This is a genomic window from Pseudomonas viridiflava, from assembly GCF_003702045.1.
Lineage (GTDB): Bacteria > Pseudomonadota > Gammaproteobacteria > Pseudomonadales > Pseudomonadaceae > Aquipseudomonas > Aquipseudomonas viridiflava_C.
This window is the reverse complement of sequence record NZ_RBTP01000048.1, coordinates 45,602-61,621: the sequence shown is the minus strand read 5'-3', so window position 1 is coordinate 61,621 and position 16,020 is coordinate 45,602. Positions and strand designations below refer to the sequence as shown.

Here is a 16,020-nt window from a genome sequence, read left to right as displayed (position 1 = left end):
GCGTTCATGAGCGTCTGTCCTCGGGCAATGGACGTCGCTTCCCTGTGAGCATCGACAACGGCAGGTTGTCGCGTACTTGAACGCTTTCGAAGAGGGCCGCCGCCACGTGCAGTACAACCAATGCGCACAGCGTGTTGGCCAGTGTTTCGTGGATCTGCAGCGGCCAGTCGGCGCCCCAGAGTGCATCGACTTCCTGCATCATCCAGCCCGTCAGGCCCATGCCGAAGATCAGCGTCATCATCATGATCATGACCAACGCACCCAGCGGCGAGTGGCCAAGCCGGTGCGCCGGTTGGCGGCTGATCAACGAACGCACATGCGCACGCAACCGGCTCGGCGTCGGCCAGAAATCACGCCAGCGCGCACTGACCGGCCCGATAAATCCCCACACCCCCCGCACCACCAGCCAGGCCACTGCGTAGTAGCCCAGCCAGACGTGCCAGTCATCACCGGCTTCGTTGAAAAAGTAATTGGCGATGAAGACACCCGCGATCGAGACATGAAACAGCCTGACCACCGGGTCCCACAGGCGCAGGGACGCTGGGCTCATCAGCCCTTGATCTCAGTCTTCACCGCTTTGCCGGTGACCGGATCGTGATAGATCTCGACCTTGCGTTTGTCTTTGTCGAAACCATAGATCTCGTAGCAGTTGCCGTCAGTGACCTTGAACTTGCTGATCTCGTAGCCCTGCGCCTTGAGCTGCTCCTGGAATTTGGCCTGATCCTGCCACTGGGATTTTTCAGCGGTGGTGCATTGCGGACCTGCCAGCGCCAACGGGCTGGCCAACAACAGGGAAATCAGCAGGACGTTACGCATGGCAAATACTCGCAGGCAGTTAAGGAGCGCTCACTGTGCGAAACGAGTCTTAGGAAAAGCTTAATGTGCAACAGCTGGTAACATCTTCCCGAACGCCCGACATTTCCCGTGACTCCACACACGCTGCATGATGGCGCCCTTCTCACCCCACACTGACGGGTCGAAACCTTATGCGTCTGCTTCTTGTCGAGGATGATCGAGCCATTGCCCAAGGCATCCGCGTGGCCCTGAACACCGAAGGCTACACGCTCGACTGGCTGGAAGATGGGCTAAGCGCGCTGCATGCCCTGCGCAGCGAGCCATTCGACCTGCTGTTGCTCGACCTCGGCCTGCCGCGCATGGACGGATTCGACCTGCTGCGCCAATTGCGCGCCGAAGACCTTGCCCTGCCAGTGCTGATCATGACCGCCCGAGACGGCACCGCGGACCGGATCGCCGGGCTGGATGCAGGGGCCGACGACTACCTGATCAAACCCTTCGACGTCGATGAACTCAAGGCCCGCGTCCGTGCCCTGCTGCGCCGTAGCCAGGGACGTGCGCAACCGTTGATCGAGCACGCCGGCATCAGCCTTGACCCCGCCTCGCAACAGGTCACCTTTGAAGGCAACGGCGTTGCGATGACGCCGATGGAGTATCAATTGCTGCACCAGTTGATGATCCGTCCCGGCAAGGTCGTGACCCGCGAACGGCTGTCCAACACGCTGTACGGCTGGCAGGACAAGGTCGAGAGCAACACGCTGGAGGTCATGATTCACAACCTGCGAAAGAAGTTGCCCACCGACCTGATCCGTACCGTTCGCGGCGTCGGCTACCTGATGGAGCTCAAGGCATGACCTCGGTACGCGCGCGCATTCTGGTGCCGGTCCTGCTGCTGTTGCTGCTGGGTGACCTGACCATCAGCCTGCTCGCCTTGCGCGACAGTCACCACGAAATCGAAGAGGTGTACGACGCGCAACTGGCCCAGAGTGCGCGCCTGATGCAAGGCGTGCTGCGTCAGCGCGCGGCCGGTGAGCAGGACCTGGACAAGCTGTACCAGGCGTTCGATGAGGCCATGAGCCGGGTTGGCACCAGCGGCGTGGCGCACCCCTATGAAACGCGCCTGACCTTTCAGGTGTGGCGTACCTCGGGCGAGCTGCTGGTGCGTTCGGCAGAAGCGCCGCTGCTGGCGGCACCGCCCAGCGAAGAAGGCTCCCACGACCTGATCGAAAACGGCCATGAATGGTGCGGTTTTCTGCTGGCCGATCCGCAACAGGGTTTTCTGATCTGGGTGGGTGAGCGCGACGACGTACGCCAGGACCTGATTCAACGTATTGTCAGCCATACCCTGTGGCCCGCGTTGATCGGGGTTCCGCTGTTGATCGCGGCCATCTGGCTGGCGATTGGCTGGGGGCTGCGTCCGTTGCAAAGCATGGCGCGGCTGATCAGCCGACGTGACGCCGACAGCCTGGAGCCGCTGGACGTCTCGCCCCTGGCCAAGGAACTGGAACCGATGCAGCACGCCCTCAACAGCCTGCTGACCCAGATCGAGAGCGTGCTGGACCGCGAGCGCCGTTTCATCGCGGACGCGGCCCACGAACTGCGCACGCCTTTGACCATTTTGCGCATTCACGCGCAGAACGCCCGACAGGCCGACACCCCGGAGCAGCGGCTGGAAGCGCTGGACTTTCTGGTTCATGGCGTCGACCGCGCAGCGCGTCTGGCCAGCCAGTTGCTGACGATGGCGCGTCTGGAGCCGCGCTCGAGCGCCAATCAACTGACCCGCTTTGAACTGAACACTCTGGTGCGCGAGGAGATGGCCGAACTGACACCGCTGGCGCTGGAAAAACGGGTCGAGCTGGTGTTCGAAGAAGGCGAAGACTGCGTGATCCACAGCGACCCGGCAGCCATCACCATCGCACTGCAGAACCTGCTGACCAACGCACTTAACTTCGCCCCGCCCGCCAGCGAAATCCGCGTGACGCTACACCCTCAGCAGGACGGCAGCGCACATTTGTCGGTCGAAGACGCTGGCCCCGGTATCGACGAGCAACAGAAGGCGCGCCTGTTCGAACGGTTCTACAGCCACGGCCACAGCAACGGTGCCGGACTGGGACTGGCGATTGTCGACATGATCGTGCGCAAGCTGGAAAGCAGCCTGCACCTGCGCAACTCGGCGCAAGGCGGGCTGTGTGCGGAGTTGCGGCTCAAGAACCGGCCTGCCTGAGCGGGCGTATCACAGCACCACGCGCAGGCACTGGCCGGCGTGATAAAGGGTGAATCCGGCGTCGTATGCCAGCGTGCGCAGCAAACTGCCAGACACCTTCCGGCTGCTGGAAAAGCTCACGGGCAGCGCCTCAGCGTCCTGGGTCAGCAGGTAATCGGCAAAACACTTGCCCACCAGCGTGCCGGTCGTGACGCCTCGTCCATTGAAGCCCGTCGCCGCCAACAGTCCCGGCGCGGGCTCGAACAGCCGTAACAGGTGATCCGGTGTGAAACCGATGCGGCCTGTCCAGGTGCTTTCCCACTCGACTTTGCCCAACTGCGGGAAGTAATGCTGCTGAATACGGTCAGCCCACTGGCGAATGAACCACAGCGGGTAGTTGTCGGCATTGCCCAGACTGCCCAACACCAGACGTCCCTGCGCATCGCGACGGATGCTGCTGAGCACGGTTCGCGTGTCCCACGAGCCTTGTCCGCCGCGCAGAATCTCGGCCTGTTCGGCACCGGTGAGCGGCTGCGAAGCGACCTGATAGTAGTAGCCAGCGAAGATATGATCCTTGATATCGGTCCACTCGCCTTCGGTGTAAGCGTTGGAGGCGATGATCACCTTTTCAGCGCGCACACTGCCGGCGACAGTCGAAACCCTCCAGCCATCCCCAGTGCGCTGTAGGCCTGTGACCGGTGACCCGCCGAACAACTGCCCGCCCCGCGCCACCATATTGAGCGCCATGCCCGACACGTAAGCCATCGGGTTGACGGTGCCTGCGCGATGATCCAGCAACGCCCCGGCGACCTTGTCGGTGCCGCAGGCGTCTTCGCAGGTCTGGCCGGTCAGCAATTCGACGTTGGCGCCCCGCCGCTGCCACTGTTCGGCCCGGCTGCGCAGATCCGCCAGGCCCTTGGCATTGTGCGCCATGTGCAAGTTGCCGGTGCGGGTGTCCTGGCAGTCGATGGCGTATTTATCGATGGTCGAAAACACCAGTGCAGGCGCGGCGCCCAGCGCGGTGTTGAGGCGCGTTGCCTCCAACGCGCCCAGGGTCTTTTCCAGCTCGTCGGGCGCAACCCAGGTCCCGGCATTCACCAGACCGACGTTACGGCCCGACCCGCCGTGACCGACCTGATGCGCTTCGACCACGCATACCGACTTGCCGCCCTCCAGCAGTTGCAGAGCAGCCGACAATCCGGTGAAGCCTGCGCCGATAATGCAGACGTCGGCACTGCACTCGCCTAACAGCGCAGGGCTGACCGGACGCTGCGGCGTCAACTGCTCCCAAAGACACCCTTCACGCAAGTGCGCCATCGAACAACTCCAGCCATGCCCGAATCAATCAAAGACGATGCCCTGAGCCAATGGCAGCTCACGGGAGTAGTTAACGGTATTGGTTTGCCGGCGCATGTAGGCGCGCCATGAATCGGAGCCCGATTCGCGACCGCCGCCGGTTTCCTTCTCGCCACCGAACGCGCCACCGATTTCCGCACCACTGGTGCCGATGTTGACGTTGGCGATCCCGCAGTCGCTGCCCGCCGCACTCTGGAAAGCCTCAGCCTCACGCAGGTCGGTGGTGAAAATGCAGGAAGACAGGCCCTGTGGCACTTCGTTGTTCAGACGCAGCGCTTCTTCGAAATCGTCGTAGGCCAGCACGTATAGAATCGGCGCGAAGGTTTCGTGACGGACCACCTCGCTCTGCCCCGGCATCTCGGCGATGGCCGGGGTGACGTAGTAGCCGTTCGGGTATTTGTCCTGCAACTGACGCTCGCCGCCGAACACCTGGCCACCCTCGTCGCGGGCCTTGGTCAGCGCATCCTGCATGGCCGAGAACGCCTGTTTGTCGATCAGCGGGCCGATCAAATTACCTTCACGCGGATCGCCGACGCGCACCTTGGCGTAGGCTGCCTTGACCCGCGCAACCACTTCATCCTTGATGGAGCGGTGCACGATCAGGCGGCGTAAGGTGGTGCAGCGTTGTCCCGCCGTGCCCACGGCACTGAACAGAATGCCGCGCACCGCCAGATCCAGATCAGCGCTTGGGGCAAGAATCATCGCGTTGTTGCCACCCAGTTCCAGAATGCTGCGGCCGAAACGGGCGGCCACACGCGGACCCACTTCACGGCCCATGCGAGTGCTGCCGGTGGCGCTGATCAGCGGCACGCGCGGGTCGTCGACCAGCGCCTCACCTGCATCACGATCACCGATCACCAGTTGCGCGAGGCCTTGGGGGGCGTCGCCGAAAATCTTCAGCGCCTTGTCGAACAACGCCTGACAGGCCAGCGCCGTGAGCGGGGTCTTTTCCGACGGTTTCCAGATCACCGGGTTGCCGCACACCAGCGCCAGCGTGGTGTTCCAGGCCCAGACGGCAACCGGGAAGTTGAAGGCGCTGATCACACCGACCACGCCCAGCGGGTGCCAGGTTTCACGCATATGGTGACCCGGACGCTCGGAGGCGATGGTCAAGCCGTACAACTGGCGCGACAGGCCGACGGCAAAGTCGCAGATGTCGATCATTTCCTGCACCTCACCCAGGCCTTCCTGGGTGATCTTGCCCGCTTCGACCGACACCAGCTCGCCCAATTGGGCTTTGTGCTCGCGCAGCACTTCGCCAAAGATCCGTACCAGCTCGCCGCGACGTGGGGCCGGTACGGTACGCCATTTCAGAAAGGCGTCGTGCGCCGTGTCGATGCGTGCCTGCACTTGAGCACTGCCTTCCAGGGTGACCGTAGCGATCTGACTGCCATCGATGGGGGTGTGGACGGGGTAGTTTCCGTCGGTATAGGCACTTTTCACCACGCCCAGATTGGCTAACAACTCGGCAACCATACTGATTCTCCTGTCATGACAAGGGTTCAAATCACTGATAACCCAGTATCGGCTGACTCAGCCGCTGCCCACAAACGACGTTTTTGAACGACATGATTCCTTTCAGGAATGAACTCTCGCCACTTGTCTGGCCCAACCGTCGTTACTTTCGGAATTATTGGAATGACCCGGTGATTTTATTTCGTTTGCGAGCCTCGGGCCTTGTGCGTTTGGATAGCGCCATCACGCCTCCCGTCGCAGAGCCTGTCCATGAGCGAACACATCAGCCAATCCATTTCCTTCGTCCACAGCATGACGCTGTCCCACGGCTGCAACGCGGAAGTCTGGGACACCGACGGCAAACGCTACATCGACTTCGTCGGCGGTATCGGCGTGCTCAACCTGGGACATTGCAACCCGCAGGTGGTCCAGGCGATTCAGGAACAGGCGACGAAGCTAACCCATTACTGCTTCAACGCGACGCCACACGCGCCCTATGTGCGTTTCATGGAGCAACTGACGCAGTTTGTGCCGGTGAGTTATCCGCTGAGCGGCATGCTGACCAACAGCGGTGCAGAAGCGGCGGAGAACGCGTTGAAAATCGTCCGTGGCGCGACCGGGCGCACCGCCGTGGTGGCTTTCGACGGTGGCTTTCATGGCCGCACGCTGGCCACGCTGAACCTCAACGGCAAGGTCGCGCCTTACAAACAGAAAGTCGGCGTGTTGCCGGGACCGGTGTTCCACATTCCATTTCCCAGCAAAGACAACGGCGTGACCACCGAACAGGCGCTCAAGGCGATGGATCGCCTGTTCAGCGTCGAAATCGATGTCAACGATATCGCGTGTGTCATCTTCGAGCCGGTGCAGGGCGAAGGCGGTTTTCTGGCAATGGAGCCGGACTTCGCCAAAGCGTTGCGCACCTTCTGTACCGAAAAAGGCATCGTACTGATCGCCGATGAAATCCAGTCGGGCTTCGGCCGTACCGGGCAGCGCTTTGCCTTCAGTCGCCTGGGCATCGAACCGGACCTGATTCTGCTGGGCAAGAGCATTGCCGGCGGTATTCCGCTGGGCGCGGTGGTCGGACGCAAGGCGCTGCTCGACACGCTGCCTAAAGGCGGACTGGGCGGTACGTATTCCGGTAATCCGATTGGCTGCGCGGCAGGCCTGGCCTCGCTGGCGCAGATGACGGACGAAAACCTGTCGACCTGGGGCGAACAGCAGGAAAACGCCATCGTGTCGCGCTACAACGCCTGGCAAGTGAGCAATCTCTCGCCGTATCTGGGCAGGCTGACCGGCGTGGGTTGCATGCGCGGCATCGAACTGATGACGCCCCAAGGCGCTCCTGCCACCCAACAGCTTGCCGAACTGCTGACCTCGGCCAGAGAAGCCGGGCTACTCTTGATGCCCAGCGGCAAGTCGCGGCACATCATTCGGTTGCTGATTCCCCTGACCATTGAACCCGAAGTGCTGAACGAAGGGCTGGACATTTTCGAGCGCTGTCTGGCGGCGCTGGCCTGATTTAATGACTGATAACGACCGGGAAGAGCACGGAGAGATGCCCCTGATGAGCAACGCACACTTTGCCAACCCCGACGACATCCGCGCCGGTTTTTCTCGCGCCATGTCCCACATGTACAAGGAAGAAGTCCCGCTGTACGGCACGCTCATGGCGCTGGTGAGCGAGGTCAACGACCAAATGTTGAATCGCGACAGCAGCATGCGAGACAGCCTGAAGCAGACGGGCGAAATCCAGCGTCTGGACATGGAGCGCCACGGCGCGATTCGGGTCGGCACCGCACTGGAACTGGCCACCCTCGCCCGCCTGTTCGCAGTCATGGGCATGGAACCTGTGGGTTATTACGACTTGACGTCGGCTGGCGTGCCGGTGCATTCGACAGCCTTTCGTGCTGTGCATGAAAGCGCATTGCAGGTCAGTCCGTTTCGCGTCTTTACCTCGCTGCTACGCCTTGAACTGATCGAGAGCGACAGCCTGCGTGCGTTTGCCAGCCAAGTACTCGCCAAGCGTCAGATCTTTACGGCGAAGGCGCTTGAGCTGATAAAGAAGCATGAGCAAAACGGCGGCCTGGACGAAGCGGATGCAGCCGAGTTCATTCAGCAGGCGCTGGAAACCTTCCGCTGGCACAACACGGCCACGGTCTCGCTGGAGGACTACAAAAAGCTCAACGCTCAGCACCGTCTGATCGCTGATGTGGTGGCGTTCCGGGGTCCTCACATCAATCACCTGACGCCGCGCACCCTGGACATCGACGCCGTGCAGTCCGGTATGCCCGGCAAAGGCATCACGCCCAAGGCCGTGGTCGAAGGCCCGCCGCGCCGTCGCTGCCCGATTCTGCTGCGCCAGACCAGCTTCAAAGCGCTGGAAGAACCCATCAGCTTCGTCGGCCAAGGGGCCAACGAGTCAGGCAGCCACTCGGCCCGCTTCGGCGAAATAGAACAGCGAGGCGCCGCGCTGACGCCCAAGGGTCGTGCGCTGTACGACCAGTTGCTGAACGCGGCACGCGATGAGTTGGGCGAATTCCCCCATGAAGGCAACGCGACGCGCTACGAGGCCCTGATGGAGAAAACCTTTCAGGCGTTTCCCGACAGCTACGGCGAGATGCGTGCTGAGGGTCTGGCTTACTTTCGCTATTTCCCGACCGAGCAAGGCCTTGCGGCCCTTGTCGATGCTGGCGTGAGCCTGGAGCAGTTGATTCAGACGGGTCACGTGCGCTTCGAACCTTTGGTCTACGAAGACTTCCTGCCGGTCAGTGCGGCGGGCATTTTCCAGTCCAACCTGGGCGACAACGCCCAGACGCTTTATGCGATCAGCTCGAATCAGGAAGATTTCCAGCACGCGCTGGGCCGCAACACGCTCGACGAGTTGAAGCTGTATGCCGAAACCGAACGCAGGTCGCTGAAAGAGTGCATGACGATGCTCGGCCTGTAAGCCGCCAAAAGCGGACGCGGAGCGTCCTGAGAAGCATTACCACGCAGAGCATGGGAACGATCATCTTCACGCCGTATGATCGTGCCCATCGCTCCGCGTGGGCATGCTGCTCGTGACGCTCTGCGTCACATTCCTGCCCTGTAAAAACTTCCCCAACCAGCCCCCCTCCAGTGTTCTCTTTAACGCAACGATAAATAAAATCCGCAATATTGGTGTGCAACCTACGGCTATGCATACTGCGATGGCGAGAGGGCATCATTTGTTGCTTTCGCAAGGCTCGAAGCAGCCTGGGCCCAGTGATTGCGGGCTTCATAAAAATACCTGGCCCGACAACGGCCTCCATGACTTCATGGACTTCAAACGCTGCCCTGGCGCGTCGCTGCGCCTACCTGAAAAAACAGAATAACGATTGATAAGGCCTTTAAAAGGTCATTCAGCAGGCAAGGGGATCATCATGCAAAACTCACACGCCACCGTCGTGGGCGACAAGCAGGCCGTTTCTTCGACGGTGAAGCTGTATGTCTGGGCCGCCGTCATCCTCGTCATTGCCGAAGCCATTGGTGCCATCAGCATTCCGCTCGGCCCGGGCAAGGTGGTTCTGCTGCCGATGGTCTGGGCCTTGCTGCTGGGCGCGATGGTCGGTATCGCCAGCCGCCGCCTGCCGGGCACAATCGGTATCGACCACGGCACGCAACTGCGCTCTGCTTCGATCCTGCAACCTGCCCTGCTGATTTTCATCGCCAAGCTTGGTCTGGTCGTCGGTGGTTCGCTGCCGGTGGTGTTCGCTTCAGGCTGGGCGTTGGTGTTTCAGGAGTTCGGGCATTTTGTCGGCACGGTCATGCTGGGCCTGCCGGTGGCGCTGATGCTGGGCATCAAACGTGAAGCGATTGGCGCGACCTTTTCGGTGGGCCGCGAACCCAGCCTGGCGATCATTGGCGAGCGTTACGGCATGGACTCCCCGGAAGGACGCGGCGTGCTTGCCGAGTACCTGACCGGCACCTTGTTCGGTGCGCTGTTCATTGCCGTCGTGGCCGGTTTCATCGCCAGCCTGAACATTTTCCATCCCAACTCGCTGGCAATGGGTTCCGGCATCGGATCGGGCAGCATGATGGCGGCCGCTGCGGGCGCGATTGCGGCTCAGCAAACCCCGGAAGTGGCCAAGGAAGTCATGACCCTGGCGGCGGCGTCGAACCTGATCACCACCACCATTGGCACCTACTTCACGCTGTTCATCTCACTGCCGCTGGCGGTCTGGGGCTATCGGGTACTCGAACCGCTGATCGGCCGCACGACCAAGGCCTCCATCACCGATGAAGGTCTGCGTCACAGCGATGTGTCGCTCGAAGTGCCTGAGCTGTGCTGGTCGGGCAAGGTCAGTGCGTGGCTGGTCGCGGGTGCGCTGGCCTTGATCGCCAACTATGTCGGCTACAAGACACTGTCCGCCGATGCGTTCACCGGCATCGGCATCATGATCTTCTGCGCCTTCGTCGGCGAAGCACTGTGCAGCCTGATTCGTCGCAAGATTCCGGCAGTGTGCATGGTGTCGCTGGTGGCGATGTTCCTGACCTCCCCGGCCTGTCCGTGGGCAGCGGAGATTGCGCGCCTGACCAGTTCGATCAACATGCTGGCCGTGATCACGCCGATGCTGACCTTCGCCGGTCTGTCGATTGCCAAGGACCTCCCGGCGTTTCGCCGCCTGGGCTGGCGGATCGTGCTGGTGTCGTTTCTGGCCAACTTCGGCACCTTCATTGGCGCAGTCCTGATCGCCGAGCTGTTTCATTGATTGATGGCTATCGCTGATCGTTCCCATGCTCCAGCGTGGGAATACCTCCCAGGACGCTCCGCGTCCGCTCTCGAATGTGGCGCAGGGCTTCACGGGATGCATGCCCACGCGGAGCGATGGGCACGATCAATGTTGAGGGGACGAGCGCGGAGCATGGGCACGATCAGGCGCGCTGAGCACTCTCTCTTCACGCCTCATTCACCAGCCAGTCATGCACCGCCCGGCGTGCCGGGGTGTTGAGGGCGCCTTCGCGGTAGGCCAGGACGTATTTCTTGCGGGCCTTGATCGGATGCCCGAACGGCACGATCAGCGAGCCCTGTTCAAGTTCATCGGTGATCAGCGCCTTGCGGGCGATGGCCACGCCCATGCCCATACGGGCCGCGTCGATGGTCAGGTGGTTGCGGTTGAAGGTGTGGCCCCGGCGCACGTCGATGCCATCGGCACCAATTGCGGTCAGATAGAACTCCCACTCAGCGTATTCATAACTGTCACGCCAGGCAGTGATGTCGTGCAACAACGGAAAATGCACCAACTGGCTGGGCGTATCCAGCGGCGGCTTGCCTTCCAGCAGTTTGGGCGAGCAGACCGCAAACAGCTCTTCCTCCAGCAACGGCGTGGTCGACAGGCCAGGGTAGCTGCCGTCGTTCAGGTCGATGGCCAGGTCGAAGTCGTCATCGCGTAATGAACCGCTGCTGTCTTCGGCGATGATCCGCAACTGAATGTCCGGAAACGCTTCCTGTAAGCGAGGCAGGCGCGGCATCAGCCATTTGCTGAGAAACGACGGGATGCAGCGCAGCTTGAACACCCCACCGATGCGCCCGGAATACAGCAGGCGCAGCTCTTCACTGATACGGCTCTGCACCTCGTTGGCGACCACCGCAAGACGCTGCCCTTCGGCGGTCAGCTCAAGGCCGCGCCCGACCCGATGGAACAGCGCAAACCCCAGTCGTTCTTCGAGCTGGCGCATCTGCTGGCTGATCGCGCCCGGCGTGACGTGCAACTCCTCGGCGCAGCGCGTGAAGGAAAGATGTCGTGCTGCACAGGCGAAGACCTGTAACCAGGCGTGCATCTGTGCGTTGAAAATTCTGCTCATTGAAGAGTTCCGCTAAAGCGTTGCATAGGAACAATCGTTTGTCGTTTCGACACTTGAAGCCAAAGATAAAGACCAGAAAGAGGGCGTCGTTAACGCCCCCGCATCATCTCACTTGAAGGACCTCCGTGATGGCCATCAGCGTCTTCGACATGTTCAAAATCGGCATCGGGCCGTCCAGCTCGCACACCGTCGGGCCCATGCGGGCCGGCGCGTTGTTCGTGACTGACCTGCGCAACCAGGATCGTTTGCACAGCGTAGAACGGATCGAGGTGCGATTGTACGGTTCTCTGTCCGCGACCGGCATCGGTCATGGCAGCGATCGTGCGACTGTCATGGGATTGATGGGCGAGTGGCCTGACCAGATCGACCCCAGCCAGGTCAACCAGCGCATCGACGCGCTGCGTGCCGACGGCCAACTGCTTTTGGCTGGCGAACAACCGATCACGTTCGTCTGGGAACGTGACATGTGCCTGCTCAATGAGAGCCTGCCTTACCACCCCAATGGCATGACCCTGTGCGCATATGGCAAGTCGGGCGAATTGTACGAGCAGACTTACTATTCGGTGGGCGGCGGCTTCGTGATCGACGCGGCACAGGCGGCCAGCGGCGTGCTGGATGCGGATGACACCGTGTTGCCTTACGACTTTTCCAGCGGCGCGCAATTACTGAGGCTGTGCAAGACCCACGGCCTGAGCATTTCCGAGTTGATGATGGCCAATGAAAAGGTCTGGCGCAGCGAAGAGGAAATCCGCTCGCGCATCATGGTCATCTGGGCTGCCATGCAGGCGTGCGTCAACAAAGGCCTGGTCGAAACCGGCATTCTGCCCGGTGGCCTGAACGTACGGCGTCGTGCCTATCGGCTGCATCAGAGCCTGCAAAACCTGGATAACCCGAACGTGATCGGCTCCACGCTCAGCGCGATGGAGTGGGTCAACCTGTTCGCGCTGGCGGTCAACGAAGAGAACGCCGCGGGCGGTCGCATGGTCACAGCGCCTACCAATGGCGCGGCCGGCATCGTGCCCGCTGTGCTGCACTACTTCATGAAATTCAAACCCACGGCCAACGATGACGACGTGGTGCGCTTTTTCCTGAGTGCCGCCGCTGTCGGCATTCTGTGCAAGAAAAACGCTTCGATTTCGGGCGCTGAAGTGGGATGCCAGGGCGAGGTAGGTTCGGCCTGCGCGATGGCTGCTGCGGGCCTGGCGGAAATTCTCGGGGCGACTCCGGAACAGGTGGAAAACGCCGCCGAAATCGGTTTGGAGCACAACCTGGGACTGACCTGCGATCCGGTCGGCGGGCTGGTTCAGGTTCCATGCATCGAGCGCAACGCGATTGCCGCCGTGAAGGCGATCAACGCCGCACAGATGGCGCTGCGTGGCGACGGCGAGCACTTCATCTCGCTCGACCACGCCATCCGCACCATGCGCGACACCGGCGCGGACATGCACGACAAGTACAAGGAAACGTCGCGTGGCGGGCTGGCGGTCAATCTGATCGAGTGTTGATCTGCCACCGCTCAGCCGGTCGTCCGCTCACCATTGAGTAGACGGGTTCTGTTGTAGGAGGCGGCTTGCCGGCGATAGCGTCAGTTCAGGTAATGAATATTTGTCTGACTGAATTAATGAATCGCCGGCAAGCCGCCTCCCACCGTTCAATGTTTGCCGAGAGGACAGCGCCGTCTCAGCGACCTGCGCTGTCTCTCAGATCACGCCACCGGCAAACACTGCTCCACAAGCGCCGTCCAGACCTTCACACCGGGCTCGATCACCTGATCGTTGAAGTCGTAATACGGGTTGTGCAGCGCTGCCGAAGGCTTCTCACCGTCAACGCCCATCCAGATGTAGGCGCCCGGGCAGGCGTGCAGCATGAAGGCGAAGTCTTCCGAAGCCATTGACGGGTTGCAGCCCCATTGCACGTTGGCTTCACCGACGGCGGCAACCGCGGCACGACGAACCGTTGCCGCCGCTTCAACGTGGTTTTCGGTGACTGGATAGCCAACGTTGTAGACCAGTTCACCGCGCACCCCGAACGCCATCGGCAGGCGCTCGACGAACTCGCCGATCCACTGCTGGACCTTCTCGCGCACCGGGGTTTGCAGGCAACGAACCGTGCCCCGCAGCACGGCCGTTTCCGGCAGCACGTTGATGGCCTCACCCGCGTTGAACTGGGTGATGCTGACCACCGCCGAATCCAGCGGCGACAGGCGTCGGGACACGATCGTCTGCAAACCCAGCACCAGTTCGGCGGCGGCCACAATCGGGTCGTTGCCTTTGTCCGGCATGGCGGCGTGGCTGCCCTTCCCGGTCAGGGTGATTTCAAAGGTGTCCAGCGACGCCATCATCGGCCCCGGATTGACGACCACCTTGCCCGCAGGCACGCCCGGCCAATTGTGCAGACCGTAAATGGCTTCCATCGGAAAGCGCTCGAATAGCCCGTCCTCGATCATGCGCTGCGCACCACCGAGGTTTTCCTCTGCGGGCTGAAAGACGAAATGCACCGTCCCGCGAAAGCGCCGTGTTTCGGCCAGATGCTGGGCAGTGGCCAGCAGAATAGCGGTATGACCGTCGTGCCCGCACGCGTGCATGCAACCTTTGTGCGCCGATTTATGGACGCTGTCGCCCAGCTCCTGAATCGGCAAGGCGTCCATGTCGGCGCGGATGCCGATGGTCGGGCCTTCGCCGGTGCGCAGGGTGCCGACCACGCCGGTTCCACCCAGACCCCGATGGACCTCAAGGCCAAAGATGGTCAGCAGCTCAGCCACCTTGTCCGAGGTCTTGAGTTCCTGAAAGCCCAGCTCCGGGGCTGCATGAATCGTGCGGCGCCAAGCGGTGGCTTCTTCTATCAGTGTTTTGGAAATAGTCATGTCAATCACTCCAGGCTCGCGCCATAACCAAAGCTGGCGGCGGGTTTGGCGGCGGTTTCGACCCAGACGCTTTTCACTTCACTGTATTCGCGCAACGCGTCCAGCCCTGAAGAACGACCATAGCCGCTTTCACCGTAGCCGCCAAAGGGCGAGCTGACGTGAATGGTCTTGTAGCCGTTGACCCAGAACGTACCGGCACGCACCTGTTTCGCCACACGGTGCGCACGGCCCACGTCGCGCGTCCAGACGCCGCCCGCCAGGCCGAAACGGCTGTCGTTGGCGATGCGGATCGCGTCTTCTTCGTCCTTGAAAGGAATGGCCACGACCACCGGGCCGAAGATTTCTTCCTGAGCGCAGTACAGGTCGTTGGTGCCTGCCAGCACGGTCGGATTGATGTAGTAACCGGGTTTGGCAGGAATGGGGTCTGCGTGCTGACCGACCAGTCTGGCGCCGTCTTTCAAGGCACGTTCGACCATCGTTTTCACGTGACTGTATTGTTTGGCATTGTTGATCGGACCGATCTGGGTTTGCGGGTCGCTCGGGTCGCCGACCTTGAATTGGGTTGCAGCGGTGGCCAGCGCGTTGGTGAATTTTTCGAAGATCGATTCCTGCACCAGCAGACGCGAACCTGACACGCAGCTCTGCCCTGCACCGGAGAAAATCGCCGCCTGGGCTCCGCGCAGGGCGACGTCCAGATCGGCATCTTCGAAGACGATGTTGGCCGATTTGCCGCCCAGTTCCAGGACTGCCGGAATGCAGCGCTGCGCCGCCGCGACCGCGATATGGCGGCCGGTGGCAGGCGAGCCGACGAACACGACTTTGCGGATATCGGCCTTGGCGATGAACGCCTGGCCGATGGAATGGCCGAAGCCGGCGATCACATTGACCAGCCCTTTTGGAATCCCGGCCCGTTCGATCAGCACGCCGACCATCAGGGAACTCAGGGGCGTCAGTTCCGAAGGTTTGAGGATGACAGCGTTGCCCGCCGCAATCGCCGGAGCGATCTGCCAGCCGCAGGTAAAAATCGGCGCGTTCCACGGGGTGATCTGCAGCACGGTGCCCAGCGGTTCATAGGTGACGTAGTTGAGGTGCGTGGTGGGCACCGGAATGATCTCGCCGTGCAGCTTGTCTGCCCAACCGGCGTAGTACTCGAACATCTCGGCGACCTTAAGCACTTCAACCCGTGCATCGCGAATCGGCTTGTTGGCGGTCAGGGATTCAATCTGTGCGAGGTTTTCCAACTCGTCGCGAATCAAGTTTCCGACCTGATACATGGCGCGACCACGCGCTTGCGCCGTCAACGCCCACCACTGAACCTGCGCGGCTTTCGCTGCGCTGTCGGCTTTTTCGACCAGCGACTCGTCGGCATCGGGGAAGCTCAGTAACAGGCTGTCGTCATGGGCGTTGCGCACTTCGACCGGCGCGCCGTGGCCTTCGATGAACTCACCGCCCACATAACTGGCGATGACACTGCGATCGCCCCAGTAAGGACGCATCAGCTCGAGGATTTTTGCAGTGCTCATCA

General features: G+C 61.5%; 13 protein-coding genes. 6 read left to right on the top strand and 7 right to left on the bottom strand.

The window, feature by feature from the left end; all coding sequences use genetic code 11:
• Positions 1–4: 4 nt before the first annotated feature.
• A complete protein-coding gene (locus ALP40_RS15390; RefSeq protein WP_122209092.1) occupies positions 5–550 on the bottom strand; it encodes a cytochrome b/b6 domain-containing protein in 546 nt (181 codons plus the stop codon).
• Complete coding sequence (locus ALP40_RS15385) at positions 550–816, bottom strand: PepSY domain-containing protein (protein ID WP_122209091.1); 267 nt, start codon at positions 814–816, stop codon at positions 550–552. The genes ALP40_RS15390 and ALP40_RS15385 overlap by 1 nt, the downstream gene beginning before the upstream one ends.
• A gap of 170 nt (positions 817–986) precedes the next feature.
• Here ALP40_RS15385 and ALP40_RS15380 point away from each other — a divergent pair, with 170 nt between their 5' ends.
• Entirely contained in the window at positions 987–1,649 is a 663-nt protein-coding gene (locus ALP40_RS15380) for a response regulator (RefSeq protein WP_122209090.1), read from the top strand.
• Positions 1,646–3,019, top strand: a complete 1,374-nt coding sequence (locus ALP40_RS15375) for a sensor histidine kinase (RefSeq protein ID WP_122209089.1) — start codon at positions 1,646–1,648, stop codon at positions 3,017–3,019. Before ALP40_RS15380 ends, ALP40_RS15375 begins: the two co-directional genes overlap by 4 nt.
• A 9-nt stretch (positions 3,020–3,028) precedes the next feature.
• On the opposite strand, the gene ALP40_RS15370 is transcribed toward ALP40_RS15375, so the two are convergent.
• Together ALP40_RS15370 and ALP40_RS15365 are read right to left on the bottom strand one after the other, a co-directional pair.
• Positions 3,029–4,315 carry an FAD-binding oxidoreductase gene (locus tag ALP40_RS15370; RefSeq protein WP_122209088.1) on the bottom strand — a complete coding sequence of 429 codons (1,287 nt, stop codon included), beginning with the start codon at positions 4,313–4,315 and terminating at the stop codon, positions 3,029–3,031.
• 24 nt (positions 4,316–4,339) lie between these two features.
• A complete protein-coding gene (locus ALP40_RS15365; protein WP_122209087.1) occupies positions 4,340–5,830 on the bottom strand; it encodes an aldehyde dehydrogenase family protein in 1,491 nt (496 codons plus the stop codon).
• A 249-nt stretch (positions 5,831–6,079) separates the two neighbouring features.
• On the opposite strand from ALP40_RS15365, the gene ALP40_RS15360 reads away from it, so the two are divergent.
• The 3 genes from ALP40_RS15360 to ALP40_RS15350 all read left to right on the top strand — a co-directional run bounded on the left by ALP40_RS15360 (position 6,080) and on the right by ALP40_RS15350 (position 10,539).
• Positions 6,080–7,327, top strand: a complete 1,248-nt coding sequence (locus ALP40_RS15360) for an aspartate aminotransferase family protein (RefSeq protein WP_122209086.1) — start codon at positions 6,080–6,082, stop codon at positions 7,325–7,327.
• Positions 7,328–7,373: 46 nt separating this feature from the next.
• Entirely contained in the window at positions 7,374–8,756 is a 1,383-nt protein-coding gene (locus tag ALP40_RS15355; protein ID WP_122209085.1) for a VOC family protein, read from the top strand.
• Between the two features lie 454 nt (positions 8,757–9,210).
• Positions 9,211–10,539 carry a DUF3100 domain-containing protein gene (locus ALP40_RS15350; RefSeq protein WP_122209084.1) on the top strand — a complete coding sequence of 443 codons (1,329 nt, stop codon included), beginning with the start codon at positions 9,211–9,213 and terminating at the stop codon, positions 10,537–10,539.
• Positions 10,540–10,726: 187 nt separating this feature from the next.
• Here the strand turns inward: ALP40_RS15350 and ALP40_RS15345 are convergent, their stop codons facing one another.
• A complete protein-coding gene (locus ALP40_RS15345) occupies positions 10,727–11,632 on the bottom strand; it encodes a LysR substrate-binding domain-containing protein (RefSeq protein ID WP_122209083.1) in 906 nt (301 codons plus the stop codon).
• Between the two features lie 128 nt (positions 11,633–11,760).
• Between ALP40_RS15345 and ALP40_RS15340 the strand changes: the two genes are divergently transcribed.
• Positions 11,761–13,137 (top strand): L-serine ammonia-lyase, encoded by a 1,377-nt coding sequence (locus tag ALP40_RS15340; protein WP_122209082.1) that lies wholly within the window; start codon positions 11,761–11,763, stop codon positions 13,135–13,137.
• A gap of 200 nt (positions 13,138–13,337) precedes the next feature.
• Here ALP40_RS15340 and ALP40_RS15335 read toward each other — a convergent pair whose 3' ends face one another.
• Complete coding sequence (locus ALP40_RS15335) at positions 13,338–14,495, bottom strand: M20 aminoacylase family protein (protein ID WP_122209081.1); 1,158 nt, start codon at positions 14,493–14,495, stop codon at positions 13,338–13,340.
• A 5-nt stretch (positions 14,496–14,500) separates the two neighbouring features.
• The gene (locus ALP40_RS15330; RefSeq protein ID WP_122209080.1) at positions 14,501–16,018 is read right to left on the bottom strand and encodes an aldehyde dehydrogenase family protein; all 1,518 of its coding nucleotides are present in this window, start codon (positions 16,016–16,018) and stop codon (positions 14,501–14,503) included.
• Positions 16,019–16,020 lie beyond the last annotated feature (2 nt).

Coding starts and splice junctions, on each gene's coding strand:
- ALP40_RS15360 (WP_122209086.1), top strand. CDS start 6,080: ATGAGCGAACACATCAGCCAATCCATTTCCTTCGTCCACAGCATGACG.
- ALP40_RS15375 (WP_122209089.1), top strand. CDS start 1,646: ATGACCTCGGTACGCGCGCGCATTCTGGTGCCGGTCCTGCTGCTGTTG.
- ALP40_RS15355 (WP_122209085.1), top strand. CDS start 7,374: ATGAGCAACGCACACTTTGCCAACCCCGACGACATCCGCGCCGGTTTT.
- ALP40_RS15385 (WP_122209091.1), bottom strand. CDS start 816: ATGCGTAACGTCCTGCTGATTTCCCTGTTGTTGGCCAGCCCGTTGGCG.
- ALP40_RS15345 (WP_122209083.1), bottom strand. CDS start 11,632: ATGAGCAGAATTTTCAACGCACAGATGCACGCCTGGTTACAGGTCTTC.
- ALP40_RS15330 (WP_122209080.1), bottom strand. CDS start 16,018: ATGAGCACTGCAAAAATCCTCGAGCTGATGCGTCCTTACTGGGGCGAT.
- ALP40_RS15350 (WP_122209084.1), top strand. CDS start 9,211: ATGCAAAACTCACACGCCACCGTCGTGGGCGACAAGCAGGCCGTTTCT.
- ALP40_RS15380 (WP_122209090.1), top strand. CDS start 987: ATGCGTCTGCTTCTTGTCGAGGATGATCGAGCCATTGCCCAAGGCATC.
- ALP40_RS15335 (WP_122209081.1), bottom strand. CDS start 14,495: ATGACTATTTCCAAAACACTGATAGAAGAAGCCACCGCTTGGCGCCGC.
- ALP40_RS15370 (WP_122209088.1), bottom strand. CDS start 4,315: ATGGCGCACTTGCGTGAAGGGTGTCTTTGGGAGCAGTTGACGCCGCAG.
- ALP40_RS15365 (WP_122209087.1), bottom strand. CDS start 5,830: ATGGTTGCCGAGTTGTTAGCCAATCTGGGCGTGGTGAAAAGTGCCTAT.
- ALP40_RS15390 (WP_122209092.1), bottom strand. CDS start 550: ATGAGCCCAGCGTCCCTGCGCCTGTGGGACCCGGTGGTCAGGCTGTTT.
- ALP40_RS15340 (WP_122209082.1), top strand. CDS start 11,761: ATGGCCATCAGCGTCTTCGACATGTTCAAAATCGGCATCGGGCCGTCC.